Here is a 14,549-nt window from a genome sequence, read left to right on the forward strand (position 1 = left end):
GTTTCTCTATACTGGAACAAAGTGTTCACCGTTATGAACTAACAGATTAGCTATATTTGAGACCGGTGAAAAGCATATCCCCGTGACACCTATTCCATACTAAAAATCCCTTGCAGATGGCTGGCAGGAGAAGTGTCTGCCAGCTATCTGCAAGGGAGATTTGCAAGAATGAGCTCTCTGTGTGGAGTACGCGTTATAATTCTATCACTAATGATTCTCTGGGGCCCATCTTCAGCTCTTCACCGAAGGTGATGGCCTTGCCGCTAAGAATATCTTTTCCCTGCTTGCTGTTTTTCAGGATTTCCTTGTAGAATTTCAAAGGAACGGTGGTCTCTGCATCTGTACCGTTCAGCATCACGAATATCGTCTTGCCTTCGTACTGGCGTGCGTAGGCATAAACACCATTCTGTACCATGAACTGCACCATGCTGCCTTTGGCAATCACATCGTTTCCTTTGCGCCAGTTCAGGATGGTCTTGTAGAAGTCGTAGCACTCGTTCTGTATTTTGGTACGTCCGGCTGGGGTCAGTGCGTTTGTTGCGTCACCGGTCCATCCACCGGGGAAGTCCTTGCGGACATAGCCGTCGCTCTTGCTCTTCACGCCATTCATCATAACTTCCGTTCCGTAGTAGAGTTGCGGAATGCGGCGGGTGGTAAGCAGCAGGGTAGAGGCTTGCTTCAGCATCGGAAGGTTGTCGCCTTCGCCCAGGAAGCGGTCGGTGTCGTGGTTTTCGATGAATGCCAGTACGGAAGCGGGGTTGGGGTAGAGGAAGTCGTATACGAAGTTATTGTATATGCGGTCCAGTCCCTTGAACCAAGTTTCGGTCTGTTCATTCTTGGCGGTATTTATCTTGTCGAAGAAGCTGAAGTCCATAACGGTCTTGAGGTTACTGTTCTTGGGGGCTGATAGCTTGGAATCCTTCTGCCACCAGGCGGTGTAGGCGGGTTCGGTAACCCAGGTCTCGCCCACGGTGTTGTAGTTGGGATATTCTTCGTTGAGCTCTTTCATCCAGTTGCTCATGGCATCATAGTCGGCATACGGGTAAGTGTCCATGCGGATGCCGTCGATGTTGGCGAATTCAATCCACCAGAAACTGTTCTGTACCAGGTAGCGGTAAACGTGAGGGTTCTTCTGGTTGAGGTCGGGCATGGAAGGTACGAACCAGCCGTTGTTCATCTGGTCGGCATCGTACTGGGAAGTATAAGGGTCTACGTGCGGGGTCAGTTTGAAGGAAGTCTGCACGAAGTTGTTTTCGTGGTCGGGGTTGTTGAACCAGTCTTTGGAGGGCATGTCCTTAATCCATACATGCTCTACACCGCAGTGGTTGAAAATCATGTCCATTACGATTTTGATGCCGCGTGCATGGGCTTTTTCAATCAGCTGCTTGTATTCTTCGTTGGTACCGAAGCGCGGGTCCACCTTGTAGTAGTCTGTGGTGGCATAGCCGTGATAGGAACCACCGGTCATGTTGTTTTCCAGGACTGGAGTAAACCAGAGGGCTGTGACGCCGAGGTCGGAGAAGTAGTCCAGATGTTGTTCGATGCCGGCAAGGTCACCGCCGTGGCGTGCATTGGGGTCATTGCGGTCTACCTTGTAATCGGCCATGCCCGCAATCTGGTCATTGTCCGGGTTGCCATTGGCAAAGCGGTCGGGCATCAGCAGGTACAGTGCGTCGGAGGCGTCGAAACCTTTATGTTCGCAACCTTTCTTGTTGCGTGCCTTCAGTTCATATTCCTTTACGAGTTTCTTTTTTCCTTCAGTGAAGGTGAGGTTGAATTTGCCGGGTTTTACATCCTTGTCCAGTTTCAGATAGACCAGGAGGTAGTTGTTGCTTTCCAGCTTGACGGTGCTGCTCAATGAGACGCCAGGATAATTGACGGATACTGCCGCGTTGCCGATGCCTTCGCCATAGACCATCAGCTGGAGTTCCGGGTTCTGCATGCCGGTGTACCAAAACGGAGGGTCGATTTTGTTCACATTCATAGCTGCATACGTACTGAGGGAGAGTAAGAGTGTTCCCAAGATTAAGAATACTTTTTTCATGATAGTAACTTTACGGTTAATTTTTGCGCTAATTTAAAACAAATAACGGAGAAAGTTAATCTTTCTCCGTTACTGTACCTTATTATATTATGCAAACGTTTTCATTGGGCTATTTGATGGGGGTTACGCTGGCGGTATCGACCTTTCCCTTGAAGAAGTCCTCTTTCTTGCGCTTTTCCCTGATGTCCTTCAGCCAGTTTTCGGCGGCATTGTATCGGTTGTCTTCTCCGATGATGGGAACTCCGTCCGCATCTACTTCCTGCACTTTGTCCTTGCTGTTTTTCGGACGGGTTTTCAGGTATGCCGTCAGATATCTCTCTGCTTTGGACACATCTTTCAGATAGTAATAATAGATAAAGGCTGCGTCGTAGAGCAGTTTGTGTTTCTGCCGGTCGTATTTTTCGTATTGCGTCAGAAGGGTATTCGCCTGGTCGGTGTATTGAAATGCCATCTTGTAGCAGTCCGCAAGCCCCACATATAGGCGGGACATGACACTGTCGCTGGGCATGGCGAGGCTTACGGCAGTTTCCAGATAAGTCACTCCATCCTCTTTCCATGATGTCTTGGAGCAGGCGCGTCCCAGATAATAGAGAACGTTGATGTTGGTATTGTCATCTTTAAGAGCCCTTTCCAGCAGGTCGTGTGCTGGGTAGAAGTCTTCGAGGGCATAATAGCTGATTCCGGCGTAGAAGCAGGTTTGGAAAGAACTGTCTTTTTCCTGTAACAGTTGTTCATATCTTTCTATTGCTTTGGGGTAATCTTTGTTCAGGCAATAGGCTTGGGCATTGATGCGGTTCACAAGGACGTTGGTGGAGTCTATGGAACGGTATTTCTCCGTTATGCTTATGGCGTCTTCATACTGGTGGCCTGCTACATAGATGTTGCCGAGTTTGGCAGCAGACAGGTAATCATTGGGATATCTTTTCTGTATGTCCAGATAGGCATCTATCACATGCATGATTTCTGTGTTGTCATAGACTTGCCCCATACTTTCGGCTCTAAGGTGTAGTACATAGGCGGAACTGTCCCTTTCTGCCAGCAGGTTACTTTCCTTTAGAGACTCACGGTATCTCTTCATGTTCATCAGCAGACTGATATACTGGATGCGTGCGTATTTATTGTCCGGATTTATGTGGAGCGCATTTTGGTAGTAATCCAGTGCCTCGCTATATTTGGCAAGTGATTTGCAGCATTCGGCAGCTTCAATGTATGCCCGGGGATTGAGAGAATCCCGAGCTACGACTTCCTGAAATACGCTCAGAGCTTCAAGGTTATTGCCCAGCCCTTTCAGCGCTTTCCCTTTTTGGTAGAGTAGGGGGACGGTCGGGGTTTCTTGATCGATCAGCATCAAGGCTGTTTCATAATCGTAGTTGGCCATCGCCTCTTGAATGGGATTTGTGGTCTGTGCCGCCAGAAGCGAACAGCATGCACTGAAACATAAGGAGATAAAAAGCTTTCGCATACAGTATATCATTTATATGAGGTTAAACTGACTGCAAGTTACTAAAAAGAATGTATTTACGAAATAATCGTAATCTGTTTTAGATAGATTAACGAAAAAGCCCCTCCAAAAATGAAGGGGCTCTAAAATAGTTCAGAATTCAAGCCGGATAACGGAATGAATAAATGTATTACATTAAGAATCCCAGCAGGATACCTGCTGCTACAGCGGAACCGATTACACCGGCAACGTTCGGGCCCATGGCATGCATCAGCAGATAGTTGGTAGGATCGTATTCCAGACCTACTACTTGGGAGATACGTGCAGAGTCGGGTACGGCAGATACACCGGCATTACCGATCAACGGATTAATCTTGTTGCCTTTCTTCAGGAAGAGGTTGAAAATCTTCACGAAGATGACACCGGATGCTGTGGCAATGACAAATGATAAGGCGCCCAGACCGAATATCTTGATTGAATCAAGGGTTAAGAACTCGGATGCTTGCGTAGAAGCACCTACTGTCAAACCAAGCAGAATAGTAATGGTATCAATCAGCGGACCACTGGCTGTGTTTGCCAGACGACGTGTGACTCCACTTTCTTTCAGTAAATTACCGAAGAACAGCATACCCAGCAAAGGCAGACCGGATGGTACAAGGAATGTGGTCAGTAACAAACCGATAATCGGGAACATTACTTTTTCCGTATGTGAAACCACACGGGGAGGTTTCATACGGATAAGACGTTCATTTTTACTGGTCAGCCAACGCATAATAGGCGGCTGTATCACCGGTACTAATGCCATATATGAATAGGCTGATACCGCAATGGCACCCATTAAGTTAGGAGCCAGTTTAGAAGAGAGGAAGATGGCAGTCGGACCATCGGCACCACCAATGATACCGATTGCACCAGCCTGCATCGGGTCAAATCCTATGGCAAGGGCAATCATATAAGCACCGAATATACCGAATTGGGCTGCTGCACCAACCAACATTAATTTGGGGTTCGATATCAAAGCAGAGAAATCCGTCATGGCACCGATACCCAGGAATATGAGTGGCGGGTACCAACCGGAGGTTACTCCCTGGTACAGAATATTAAGTACGGAACCTTCTTCATAGATACCAACTTTCAATCCGGCTTCCATATTGAAAGGTATATTACCAATCAGCATACCGAAACCGATAGGAATTAATAGCATCGGCTCAAATTCCTTGGCTACAGCCAAGTATATGAAAAACAAACCTACCAGAAGCATTACCACATGTCCTACCGTTGCATTGGCAAAACCTGTATAAGTCCAGAAGTCGGCAAGGTTGTTTCCTAAAAATGTGATAAATTCTCCCATATTATTCAATAATTACGAGGTCAGTACCTTCGAGAACAGAGTCCCCTTTGTTTACATTGATGGCTGTAATCTTACCGTCTTTATCAGCATTGATATTGTTTTCCATCTTCATGGCTTCCAAAATGATGATAACTTGTCCCTTCTTTACTGTATCGCCGACATTTACTTTGATATCGAGGATTACACCGGGAAGCGGAGATTTTACACCTGACTTGCCGGTAGAAGCAGCGGCCGGTTTTACTACCGGAGTAGCAGGAGCAGCAGGAGCGGATGTGGCTGCCGGACGTGCTACCGGTTTAACGACTACCTTCGGTGCTTTTTCCATTTCAACTTTGTAGGGAGTACCGTTCACTTCTACATGAGCGATGTTGTCTTCAATATCTCCAATGGCAACTTTATATACGTTACCGTTAATTTTATATTTATATTCTTTCATCGTTTTATTTTATTATGGGTGACTTACTTTTTGTGAGGAGTCTCACGCAACGTATAAATCTTTGAACTCCACGGTGAGTAACTGCGTTTTACACGGGTAATGGTAAGTATCGTGTCTTCCACATCGTGTACATCGCTTTGGAATTCGTGCATGGCCATTGAAATGGCAGCAAAAACTTCTCCCGGAGCCTGCCCCAGTTGTTTCTCTTTTGCTTCTTGTTTATCAGTAATACCTTTAGCTTTCATGGCATTGCGTTTGCTGAGGTTAACTGATATTTTACCTATAATCTTGAAGGAGATGTAGAGTAATATCAGCCCGCAGAATACAACGCTCATGGCAGAAATAGCCATACCGATACCTACGCTGTCATGCTCTTCGAATTTTTCCATTTTGGCATTGCTGTCGATAGTCTTGTTGTTGGTACTCGGAGTGACATATTTATCTTCGCTTCCACCCTTTACTTCCCATTGGTCGGCTGCATCACTGACACGGGCATAGGATTGGTTGGCTTTTAAAGTACCGGCAGGCACTATGACTTGATCAAGCAATTTCTTGCCGGAATCATACAACCCAATCCAGTTGGCATTTGTGGCATCCAGTTTGAAGTTCGTATGAAATGTACCGCGTCTTGGTTCTCCATCAGCCCAGAAAAGTGCATGCTGACGTGGTTTTATGAGTGTCAGAACGTCACCTTTGGGAATGAAATAACTGGCAGTATCACCCGGCTGGCTGCTGAATTTCAGATAGCAACCTGCAAGGTCGGCGCTGCCGTATGATCTGTTGAATATTTCAATCCATGCGCTGTGCACACCGTAGTCATCCTGATAGTTGCTTTCGTTGTTGACCAGCACTTCATTCAGCAGCAGTTTGTTGTTCGATTTCTGTTCTTTGCAAGAAGAGCAAAAGCCTAACACCAGCATCAATGAAAGGAATATTCCGATTTTTGTTTTATTCATAATCGTTCTTGTTTTAGTGTGAAAAGCTTGATTACAAGGGAATATTACCATGCTTCTTAGCCGGGTTAGTCAATTTCTTGGTTTGCAACTGTTGCAGGGCACGAATGATGCGGAAACGTGTGTTACGCGGTTCGATAACATCATCAATGTAGCCATATTTAGCTGCATTATAAGGATTGGCAAACAACTTGGTGTATTCAGCCTCTTTTTCAGCCAGGAATTGAGCCGGATTTTCCTGCTCTTTGGCTTCGCGGGCATATAATACTTCTACAGCACCTGCACCACCCATTACAGCGATTTCAGCAGTAGGCCAAGCATAATTCATGTCGCCACGCAGCTGCTTACAGCTCATCACGATGTGCGAACCACCGTAGGATTTACGCAGTGTGATGGTAACCTTGGGTACAGTAGCTTCACCGTATGCATACAGCAGTTTGGCACCGTGCAGGATGACGCCGTTGTACTCCTGGCCGGTTCCCGGAAGGAATCCCGGTACGTCTACCAATGATACGATAGGAATATTGAAGGCGTCGCAGAAACGGACGAAGCGTGCGCCCTTGCGGGATGCGTTGCTGTCGAGCACACCTGCCAGATACTTCGGCTGGTTGGCAACAATACCTACGGACTGTCCGTTGAAACGTGCGAAACCAATAATGATATTCTTTGAATAATCTTTTTGGATTTCGAGGAACTCACCATTATCTATGATAGCACCAATTACCTCGTACATATCGTACGGCTTGTTCGGGTTATCAGGAATGATGTCGTTCAGGGAATCTTCCAGACGGTCGATAGGGTCTGTACAGTCTACATAGGGAGCTTCTTCCAGGTTGTTCTGGGGAATGTAGCTCAACAGTTTGCGGATAAGAGCCAAACCTTCTTCTTCTGTCTGTGCAGTAAAATGAGTAACACCAGATTTGGTGGAGTGAACGCTCGCACCACCCAGGTTTTCCTGGCTTACGTCTTCTCCGGTTACAGTCTTTACTACCTTCGGACCGGTAAGGAACATGTAGGATGTACCTTCCATCATCAAAGTAAAGTCTGTCAAGGCAGGAGAGTAAACGGCGCCACCGGCACAAGGACCGAAAATACCGGAAATCTGCGGAATGACACCCGAAGCAAGTATGTTACGTTGGAAGATTTCAGCGTAGCCAGCCAAGGCATTAATACCTTCCTGAATACGTGCACCGCCCGAGTCGTTGATACCGATACACGGAGCACCCATTTTCATGGCTTGGTCCATAATCTTACAGATTTTCAGAGACATGGTTTCGGACAGTGAACCGGCAGAAACTGTGAAGTCCTGTGCGAAGATATAAACCAGACGGCCTTCGATTGTACCGCAACCGGTTACTACACCGTCACCGGGGTAGTGTTTCTTTTCCATGCCGAAGTTGGTGCATCTATGTTCTACGAACATGTCCATTTCTTCGAAACTGCCTTCGTCGAGAAGCATGGCTATGCGCTCGCGAGCTGTATATTTACCCTTCTCGTGTTGCTTTGCAATCGCTTTTTCACCACCACCGAGACGTGCTGCAGCGCGGCGGTCTATAAGCTCTTTAATCTTTTCAAGTTGATTACTCATGAATTTATATTCTTTAAGTGTTTATACAATTTATGATTTGATGATTTTACAGTCTTGCTTATTCCGGTTTCTCGCAAAGCTCGGTCAGGACACCGAGAGTTGACTTCGGATGCAGGAATGCAATGTTCAGACCTTCTGCACCTTTGCGGGGAGCTTTGTCTATAAGGCGGATACCTTTTTCTTCGACTTCGGCAAGCGCACCGGCCACTCCGTCTTCAACGGCGAATGCGAGATGATGCATGCCACCGTTACCGTTGTTCTTTTCGATGAACTTGGCAATTGTGCTTTCGGGAGAAGTAGGTTCCAACAATTCGATCTTTACATCGCCCACTTTCAGGAAAGCGGTTCTAACTTTCTGATCTTCCACGGTTTCGATGTTGTAGCATTTCAAACCTAAAACGTTTTCGTAGTACGGAAGGGCTTCTTCAATGCTCTTAACGGCAATGCCCAGATGCTCAATGTGTGAAATCTTCATAACTATATAAATTAATGTTAGTATTGTATCCTTTTTAATAAAGGTATAAAGCAGCACAAAGAAAGAGAATTCTTCCTTAATAAAGAAATTTTTCATCAATTAATTAATGGTTAATTGAACTTTAGAAGGATTTTTTCAGACTTTAGATAGAGACCGGTTGTTTTCTTGATATCGTCCGCTAACGGACATCCCCACTGTCCGAAAATGAACACTTACCCCTCTATGAAACCTTTCCGGCCACTTGGCACACTCTTTGCTTTTCTGTTTGCGACAATTTTAAAGATTGAACATGAAAAAGAATATTTTACTTGCAGTTTGTTTTTTGATGCCGTTGGCAACCATGGCGCAGAATGATACTTTGGGACATGAACGCAATATTACGCTGTCGGAGGCCATTGTACTGGCCCGTACGCAGTCTGTGGATGCTGCTGTGGCATTGAATGAATTGAAAACCGCGTATTGGGAATACCGTACATTCCGTGCGGACTTGTTGCCGGAAGTGAATTTCACCGGTACACTACCCAACTATAACAAGTCCTACAGTACCTACCAGAATTCCGACGGCTCCTATAGCTTTGTTCGCAACAATACACTGGGGCTGTCCGGACAGCTTTCGGTAGACCAGAACATTTGGTTTACGGGGGGTAAGCTGTCACTGACTTCTTCGCTGGATTATCTCAAACAACTGGGTTCCGGAGGAGCGAAGCAGTTCATGTCAGTCCCCGTGAGTCTGGAGTTGACGCAACCGGTCTTCGGAGTGAATACCTTGAAGTGGAACCGCCGTATAGAGCCCGTACGCTATGCCGAGGCAAAGGCCGAGTTCATTTCAGCTACGGAAGAGGTGACGATGAAAACCATCACTTATTTCTTTGAGTTGCTGCTGGCCAAAGAATCGCTCGCTACCGCCATGCAGAACAAGACGAATGCCGACCGCCTTTATGAAGTGGCCATAGCCAAACGTAAAATGGGACAGATATCCGAGAATGATTTGTTGCAGCTTAAACTGAATTCATTGCAGGGCAAGGCCGACGTGACTGAGGCAGAGAGCAACCTGAATGCAAAAATGTTCCAGCTCCGTTCTTTCCTCGGGGTGTCCGAGCAGGAAAGCCTGAATCCGGTGTTGCCCGCCACTGTTCCCGATATAAAGATGGAGTATGACCGTGTGCTGAACAAGGCACTGGAACGCAACTCCTTTGCACAGAACATTCGCCGCCGCCAGCTCGAAGCTGATTATGAAGTGGCAACGGCACGCGGAAACTTGCGCAGCATCGACCTCTTTGCCAGTGTGGGCTATACGGGGCAGAACCATGAATTCTCTTCAGCCTACCGGGACTTGCTTGATAATCAGATTGTGCAGGTAGGCGTCAAGATTCCTATCCTTGACTGGGGCAAGCGCCGCGGCAAGGTAAGGGTGGCAAAGAGCAACCGTGAAGTGGTCTTGTCCAGAATCCGTCAGGAACAGATGGACTTTAACCAGGACATCTTTTTGCTGGTGGCTAACTTCAACAACCAGGCGCAACAGCTGGACATAGCCGAAGAGGCGGATGTCATTGCTGAGAAGCGTTACAAGACCAGTGTAGAGACCTTTATGATAGGTAAAATCAGCACCCTGGACCTGAACGATGCACAGAACTCTAAAGACGAAGCCCGTCAAAAGCATATTTCAGAGCTGTACTACTATTGGTATTACTTCTATCAGCTCCGCAGCTTGACCCTTTGGGATTTTGAACGCGATACGGAATTGGAAGCTGATTTTGAAGAGGTGGTAAGAGGATAAGTCGACGGGTTGCAAGTGATAAGTTATGAATTATTTGCCGGTAAAAGTACCGTATATGCGATATTATAGGTAAATAACTTATAACTTATCATTCATAACTCTGCTTTTTTACTTATTTTTGCGGGAAACAAACTACAATTTTTATGATACTGATAATAGACGACGATAGTGCTGTGCGCTCTTCCCTCAGCTTTATGCTGAAGCGTGCCGGATATGAGGTGAAAACGGCTCCGGGTCCTCGCGAAGCTATGGATATAGTTAGGGCCGAAGCTCCCGCTTTGATTTTGATGGATATGAACTTCACTCTTTCCACTACCGGAGAAGAGGGACTTACCTTATTGAAGCAGGTAAAGGTGTTCCGTCCCGATGTGCCCGTTATTTTGATGACGGCATGGGGAAGTATCCAGCTTGCCGTGCAGGGTATGCAGGCCGGCGCATTCGATTTCATAACCAAGCCTTGGAACAATGCTGCTCTTTTGCAGCGCATCGAGACGGCCCTTGAACTTACGGCCGCCCCGAAAGAGGTGCCGGAAGAGCAGACTACCGCATTGAATCGCAGCCATATTATAGGTAAGTCCAAAGGGCTGATGGAAGTGCTGAACACAGTGGCTCGCATAGCCCGTACCAATGCTTCGGTGCTGATTACGGGCGAAAGCGGAACGGGCAAGGAGCTGATTGCCGAAGCCATCCATATCAACAGCCAACGCGTGAAGCAGCCCTTTGTCAAGGTGAACCTTGGTGGCATCTCGCAGAGCTTGTTCGAGAGCGAGATGTTCGGCCATAAGAAAGGGGCGTTTACCGATGCCAGTGCCGACCGTATAGGGCGTTTTGAAATGGCAAACAAAGGTACCATCTTCCTCGACGAGATTGGTGACCTCGACCCTTCCTGCCAGGTGAAACTGCTGCGCGTGCTTCAGGACCAGACATTCGAAGTGCTGGGCGATAGCCGTCCCCGCAAAGTCGATGTACGCGTTGTGTCCGCCACTAATGCAGACCTCCGCAAGATGGTGTCCGAACGTACTTTCCGTGAAGACCTTTTTTACCGTATCAACCTGATTACCGTAAAACTGCCCTCCTTGCGGGAGCGCCGTGAAGATATTCCTTTGCTGGCACGTCACTTTGCCGACCGTCAGGCAGAGGTGAACGGCTTGCCGCGTACGGATTTCTCGGCCGACGCTCTGAATTTCCTTTCCCGCCTGCCTTATCCGGGCAACATTCGTGAGTTGAAGAATCTGGTGGAGCGTACCATTCTGGTCAGCGGCAAGCCGGTGCTGGATGCCACGGATTTTGATGCCCAATATCTGCGTCACGACGAACCGGCCAAAGCTGCCGAAGGTACTTCTTTTGCAGGTATGACCTTGGATGAAATAGAGCGGCAGACTATCTTGCAGGCGTTGGAACAGCATAAAGGGAATCTCAGTCAAGTGGCAGTGTCATTAGGCATCAGCCGCGCTGCGCTTTACAGACGTTTGGAAAAATATAATATTCAAGTCCCGTGCGCATAAAATTCTTTTTCTTCATACTTGTCCTTTTTCTGCTCGGTCTGGGTGGAATGCTGGTATATCTGCTGAGTGGAAAGCCTTCTTTGTATCTGTACGTGTTGGAGGGGCTCATCGGGTTTATCCTTATCTATCTGATAGTATTCTATAATAAGATAGTGAAGCCGATGAATACCATCGGCAGCGGTATGGAGTTGCTGCGCGAGCAGGATTTCAGTAGCCGTCTCAGTCGGGTAGGGCAGTACGAGGCAGACCGCATTGTGAATATCTTTAACCGAATGATGGAGCAGCTCAAGAATGAACGGTTGCGCATGCGCGAGCAGAATCACTTCTTGGATTTGCTGATTCAGGCATCTCCAATGGGGGTTATTATCCTGACAATGGACGATGAAGTGTCGCAACTGAATCCGATGGCGGTAAAGATGCTCGGTGTCCGTATGGAGGAGGCGATGGCAAAGCGGCTGGACCAGATGGACTCCCCGTTGGCTGCCGAACTTTCGTCTATTCCCAAAGACGAGACGGCAGTGGTCCGTCTCAATGATGCGAATATTTATAAATGCACCCATTCTTCTTTTATTGACAGAGGGTTCAAACATCCTTTTTTCTTGATAGAGCGTATGACGGAAGAAGTGATGCGTGCCGAGAAACGTGCCTATGAAAAGGTAATCCGCATGATAGCTCATGAAGTGAACAATACCACTGCGGGCATCACTTCCACACTCGATACAGTGGAGCAGGCACTTTCTACAGAAGATGATATGGAGGACATCTGCGACGTGATGCGCGTCTGTACGGAGCGTTGTTTCTCGATGAGCCGTTTCATTACCCGTTTTGCAGATGTGGTAAAGATACCTGAACCTACCCTGGTGCCCGTCCAGCTGAATGAGTTGGTGTCCATGTGCAAGCGTTTCATGGAAGGAATGTGCAATGACCGCAATATAGAGCTACGTCTGGAATGCGACCCGGAGGTGGGAATGGTGCGTATGGATGCTTCTCTTTTTGAGCAGGTGCTTGTGAATATCATCAAGAATGCCGCCGAAAGTATAGAGGGGGACGCCGGAGAAAACGGACAGCAAGGTGAGATAATAGTAAGGACCACTGCCCCCGCTTCTGTCGAAGTCGTTGACAATGGTCCGGGGATAAGTAAAGAGACCGAAGCTAAACTCTTCAGCCCCTTCTTTTCCACCAAGCCGAACGGGCAGGGAATTGGCCTGGTGTTTATCCGGGAAGTTTTGAGCCGTCATGGTTGCACGTTCTCCTTACGTACCTACAACGATGGATTGACCCGCTTCCGTATACTATTTAATTGAAATTTGAAAGTTTTACCTTTCACCTTTCAATTTTCAATTTTTACCTTTCGCCTTTCCATTTTTAAAGAATTCTTTTGCATACTCCTCCAGTATCTTTTTAATGCCTTGGCCGATGGTTGCATAGTCTTTCTCGTCCAGATTGGCGAGTGAGGCGCGTACGCTCCATTCGGGGCCGTCAAAACCACCGCCGTTCAGCAGCACCAGAGAGGTTTCTTTGGCAAGGCGGAAGACTACGTTCAGCGGGCTGTAGGTACGTTTCAGATATTCTACAAAGTCGTCCCCATAGAACTTCTTTGCCCAAACCAGCATGTCGATTTCTGTATAATAACCTACGCGCAACGGGTCTTCCGTCAGCGTGAAACCGGTATTTTCCCAAAGGGCATGCAATCGGCGGCGGATAATCTCCTGCATCTTTTGCTTGTATTTGTTTTCCTTGTCCAGCAGGGCAAAGGCGGCGAAAAGGCCCATCTGCATCTGTTGTGGCAATGACAGTCCGGCGGTATGGTTCAGTGCCACCTGACGGCTGTCGGCAACCATACGGTCGATAAACTTCAGTTTTTCAGGTTCCAGAGTGAGGGTGGAGTAGCGGTGGTGCAGAATCTCCCGTTTCTCTTTCGGCAGTTTGGCTATCAGCTTGTCGAACAGATTGAATTCGTGCAGGGCGATGACCGCATTGCGCCATCCGGTGGCACCGAAGTATTTGGAGAATGAATAGACGCAAAGCGTATTGTAGGGAATTTCTGCCATGAACGAACGGAAGTGCGGACTGAATGTACCGTATACGTCGTCTGTAATAATCATCAGATTAGGGTTGTCATTTCTGACGATACTCACGATGCGCGCCATTGTATCCGGACTGAGTGTGTAGCTGGGCGGATTACTGGGATTGGTGACAAAGAGGGCCTTGATTTTAGGGCTTTTCAAGCGGTCTATGTCTTCGTCGCTGTACTGCCAGAGGTGCATCCCTTCGTTATTCATGCGGTTGGCATGTATTTTGGTCACTCGAAACTGGTAGCGGCTGAGTTGTGGGATTTCAATATAGGGGGTAAAGGCAGGAACCATGAGGACGATGCCGTCCCCTTTGTTCAGCAGGAAGTTTTCCTGCAGGGAGTCGAAGATGTAGCACATGGCGGCTGTTCCACCTTCGGTGGCAAACAGGTCATAGGCACCCCGGGGAGGACGGTTGTCGCACATCTCTTGCGAAAGGTAATCTTGCACAAGGATTTCCGTAAAATGAAGGATGCGGTCGGGCACGGGATACTGGTCGCCTACAATGCTTTCGGCCCATTCGTGTACAAGGCTGTCGGGGTCGGCGGCATGCTGCATCAGCAGGTAGTTGTAGGTTTGTTCCAGCAATTTGGCGCCCGGTACGTTATTGTTCTTTTTCAGGAAGGCTTCGAAGCGAGAGGCAATGCCTTTTTTTTCGGGGATGCCTGCAATTCCCTCGGGCAAATCCATGATGCGGCGGCACTCTTCCAGGCCGAAGCTTCCCAACAGGAAGAAGGCTTCGCGTGGAGCGGTTGCAATCCAGTTGGGGTTGCCGCGCCCTGCGTTCAGCATGGTACGGGCGGTTTTCTTCAGACTCTCGTCTGCCATGTCTATCAGGCGGTTCTTCAGTTCGAAAGGACTGATAGATTCCATTTTCTTTTCTAAAAGTTTTGTATCCATAAGCTCA

General features: G+C 47.7%; 11 protein-coding genes. 3 read left to right on the forward strand and 8 right to left on the reverse strand.

The window, feature by feature from the left end; translation table 11 throughout:
• Positions 1 to 193: 193 nt before the first annotated feature.
• The 7 genes from DW896_RS06300 to mce form a co-directional block, all read right to left on the reverse strand.
• Positions 194 to 2,044 (reverse strand): glycoside hydrolase family 13 protein, encoded by a 1,851-nt coding sequence (locus DW896_RS06300; RefSeq protein WP_009036788.1) that lies wholly within the window; start codon positions 2,042 to 2,044, stop codon positions 194 to 196.
• 109 nt (positions 2,045 to 2,153) lie between these two features.
• Positions 2,154 to 3,506, reverse strand: coding sequence for a lipopolysaccharide assembly protein LapB (locus DW896_RS06305; protein WP_034528951.1), 1,353 nt, complete (start codon positions 3,504 to 3,506; stop codon positions 2,154 to 2,156).
• A gap of 169 nt (positions 3,507 to 3,675) precedes the next feature.
• Positions 3,676 to 4,836 carry a sodium ion-translocating decarboxylase subunit beta gene (locus tag DW896_RS06310; protein ID WP_005826789.1) on the reverse strand — a complete coding sequence of 387 codons (1,161 nt, stop codon included), beginning with the start codon at positions 4,834 to 4,836 and terminating at the stop codon, positions 3,676 to 3,678.
• 1 nt (position 4,837) lies between these two features.
• On the reverse strand, positions 4,838 to 5,272 hold the full coding sequence (locus DW896_RS06315; protein ID WP_005826788.1) for a biotin/lipoyl-containing protein: 435 nt from the start codon (positions 5,270 to 5,272) through the stop codon (positions 4,838 to 4,840).
• A gap of 23 nt (positions 5,273 to 5,295) precedes the next feature.
• A complete protein-coding gene (locus tag DW896_RS06320; RefSeq protein ID WP_008663742.1) occupies positions 5,296 to 6,228 on the reverse strand; it encodes an OadG family transporter subunit in 933 nt (310 codons plus the stop codon).
• A 31-nt stretch (positions 6,229 to 6,259) separates the two neighbouring features.
• Positions 6,260 to 7,813 carry an acyl-CoA carboxylase subunit beta gene (locus tag DW896_RS06325; RefSeq protein ID WP_005826784.1) on the reverse strand — a complete coding sequence of 518 codons (1,554 nt, stop codon included), beginning with the start codon at positions 7,811 to 7,813 and terminating at the stop codon, positions 6,260 to 6,262.
• Between the two features lie 58 nt (positions 7,814 to 7,871).
• A complete protein-coding gene (mce, locus tag DW896_RS06330) occupies positions 7,872 to 8,288 on the reverse strand; it encodes a methylmalonyl-CoA epimerase (RefSeq protein ID WP_009036790.1) in 417 nt (138 codons plus the stop codon).
• Positions 8,289 to 8,577: 289 nt separating this feature from the next.
• Between mce and DW896_RS06335 the strand changes: the two genes are divergently transcribed.
• The 3 genes from DW896_RS06335 to DW896_RS06345 all read left to right on the forward strand — a co-directional run bounded on the left by DW896_RS06335 (position 8,578) and on the right by DW896_RS06345 (position 12,874).
• Entirely contained in the window at positions 8,578 to 10,065 is a 1,488-nt protein-coding gene (locus tag DW896_RS06335; RefSeq protein WP_005826781.1) for a TolC family protein, read from the forward strand.
• Positions 10,066 to 10,208: 143 nt separating this feature from the next.
• Positions 10,209 to 11,570, forward strand: a complete 1,362-nt coding sequence (locus DW896_RS06340; RefSeq protein ID WP_005835956.1) for a sigma-54 dependent transcriptional regulator — start codon at positions 10,209 to 10,211, stop codon at positions 11,568 to 11,570.
• On the forward strand, positions 11,561 to 12,874 hold the full coding sequence (locus DW896_RS06345) for a PAS domain-containing sensor histidine kinase (RefSeq protein ID WP_009036792.1): 1,314 nt from the start codon (positions 11,561 to 11,563) through the stop codon (positions 12,872 to 12,874). Before DW896_RS06340 ends, DW896_RS06345 begins: the two co-directional genes overlap by 10 nt.
• 33 nt (positions 12,875 to 12,907) lie before the next feature.
• Here DW896_RS06345 and aspD read toward each other — a convergent pair whose 3' ends face one another.
• Positions 12,908 to 14,542 (reverse strand): aspartate 4-decarboxylase, encoded by a 1,635-nt coding sequence (aspD, locus tag DW896_RS06350; protein WP_117962587.1) that lies wholly within the window; start codon positions 14,540 to 14,542, stop codon positions 12,908 to 12,910.
• Between the last annotated feature and the right edge of the window lie 7 nt (positions 14,543 to 14,549).

The sequence above is a fragment of the Bacteroides sp. AM41-16 genome, assembly GCF_003603495.1.
GTDB classification, from domain to species: domain Bacteria; phylum Bacteroidota; class Bacteroidia; order Bacteroidales; family Bacteroidaceae; genus Bacteroides; species Bacteroides uniformis.

Bases quoted from the DNA above. Each gene is read 5' to 3' on its own strand.
- DW896_RS06300 (WP_009036788.1), bottom strand. From the start codon at position 2,044: ATGAAAAAAGTATTCTTAATCTTGGGAACACTCTTACTCTCCCTCAGT.
- DW896_RS06305 (WP_034528951.1), bottom strand. From the start codon at position 3,506: ATGCGAAAGCTTTTTATCTCCTTATGTTTCAGTGCATGCTGTTCGCTT.
- DW896_RS06310 (WP_005826789.1), bottom strand. From the start codon at position 4,836: ATGGGAGAATTTATCACATTTTTAGGAAACAACCTTGCCGACTTCTGG.
- DW896_RS06315 (WP_005826788.1), bottom strand. From the start codon at position 5,272: ATGAAAGAATATAAATATAAAATTAACGGTAACGTATATAAAGTTGCC.
- DW896_RS06320 (WP_008663742.1), bottom strand. From the start codon at position 6,228: ATGAATAAAACAAAAATCGGAATATTCCTTTCATTGATGCTGGTGTTA.
- DW896_RS06325 (WP_005826784.1), bottom strand. From the start codon at position 7,813: ATGAGTAATCAACTTGAAAAGATTAAAGAGCTTATAGACCGCCGCGCT.
- mce (WP_009036790.1), bottom strand. From the start codon at position 8,288: ATGAAGATTTCACACATTGAGCATCTGGGCATTGCCGTTAAGAGCATT.
- DW896_RS06335 (WP_005826781.1), top strand. From the start codon at position 8,578: ATGAAAAAGAATATTTTACTTGCAGTTTGTTTTTTGATGCCGTTGGCA.
- DW896_RS06340 (WP_005835956.1), top strand. From the start codon at position 10,209: ATGATACTGATAATAGACGACGATAGTGCTGTGCGCTCTTCCCTCAGC.
- aspD (WP_117962587.1), bottom strand. From the start codon at position 14,542: ATGGATACAAAACTTTTAGAAAAGAAAATGGAATCTATCAGTCCTTTC.